Source organism: Neisseria sp. P0021.S006, from assembly GCF_051956895.1.
In genome coordinates this window covers 1-1610 of record NZ_JBQCWZ010000292.1, presented here as the reverse complement: position 1 = coordinate 1610, position 1610 = coordinate 1, and the positions used below count along the sequence as shown (strand labels likewise).

At 55.1% G+C, this 1610-nt stretch carries 1 protein-coding gene; it reads left to right on the top strand.

What is annotated here, in order from left to right; genetic code table 11:
- The coding region (locus ACTHUM_RS13465; protein WP_440403108.1) for a family 65 glycosyl hydrolase domain-containing protein at nucleotides 1–1610 on the top strand (1610 nt) is incomplete at both ends.

Here is a 1610-nt window from a genome sequence, read left to right as displayed (position 1 = left end):
GTATACAAGAATCATGGAAATCAGCCCTTGGACGCTGCGTTCGGTAAAACTGGAAAAAGAACACAAACGGCTGCAAGAGAGCCTGACCAGTTTGGGCAACGGCTATATGGGCATGCGCGGCAACTTTGAAGAAACCTACTCCGCCGACAGCCACTTGGGTACCTACATCGCGGGCGTGTGGTTCCCCGACAAAACCCGCGTCGGCTGGTGGAAAAACGGCTATCCCAAATATTTCGGCAAAGCCATCAACGCGCTCAATTTCAGCAAAGTCAAAATCTTTGTCGATGGTCAAGAAGTGGATTTGGCGAAAAACGACATTACCAACTTCTCCGTCGAACTCGATATGCAGCACGGCGTGTTGCGCCGCTCGTTCACCGTATTCGGCGTGTGTTTCGATGTGTGCAAATTCCTGTCCGTCGCGCAAAAAGAGCTGGCGGTCATCCGCTGGGAAGCCGTATCCGTTGACGGCAAAACCCACCAAGTCCGCATCGATTCCATCATCGATGCCGACGTGAAAAACGAAGACTCCAACTACGAAGAAAAATTCTGGCAAGTATTGGACAAAGGCGTTTCAGACGACCGCTCCTACATTGCCACCCAAACCGTCGCCAATCCCTTCGGCGTGGAACAATTCATCGTCAACGCCGAGCAAACCTTCGCCGGCAGCTTCAAAGCCCTCGGCGGCAGTCAAACCGACTGGCAGGTCTCCAATTCTTTTGAAGCCGAAGTCGGCGGTACGCCCGAAACCTTTGAAAAACGCGTGATTATTACCACCAGCCGCGATTATCAGGGCTTGGAAGCGGTGAAAGCCGCTGGCCGCGCCTTGTCGGAAAAAGTCGCAGGCGTTGCGTTTGAAACTTTGCTGGACGCGCACAAAGCAGGCTGGCTGCACCGCTGGGAAATCGCCGACGTGGTCATCGAAGGCAGCGACGAAGCGCAGCAGGGCATCCGCTTCAACCTGTTCCAACTGTTCTCCACCTACTACGGCGAAGACACGCGCCTGAACATCGGCCCGAAAGGCTTTACCGGCGAAAAATACGGCGGCGCGACCTATTGGGACACCGAAGCATACGCCGTACCGCTCTACCTCGCACTGGCGGAACCCGAAGTTACCCGCAACCTGCTGCAATACCGCCGCAACCAACTGCCGCAGGCGCAGCACAACGCGCGCGAACAAGGCTTGGCGGGCGCGCTCTATCCGATGGTAACGTTTACGGGCATCGAGTGCCACAACGAATGGGAAATCACCTTCGAGGAAATCCACCGCAACGGCGCAATTCCTTACGCCATCTACAACTACACCAACTACACCGGCAATGAAAGCTATCTTGCCAAAGAAGGCTTGGAAGTCTTGGTCGAAGTGTCCCGCTTCTGGGCGGACCGCGTCCACTTCTCCAAACGCAACGGCAAATACATGATTCACGGCGTAACCGGCCCGAACGAATACGAAAACAACATCAACAACAACTGGTACACCAACACCCTCGCCGCATGGGTATTGGACTACACCCGCGAAGCCTTGGCGAAATACCCGCGTCCGGATTTGAACGTGAGTGCCGCCGAGTTGGAAAAATGGGCGGACATCAGCGCCAATATGTACCGTCCTCATG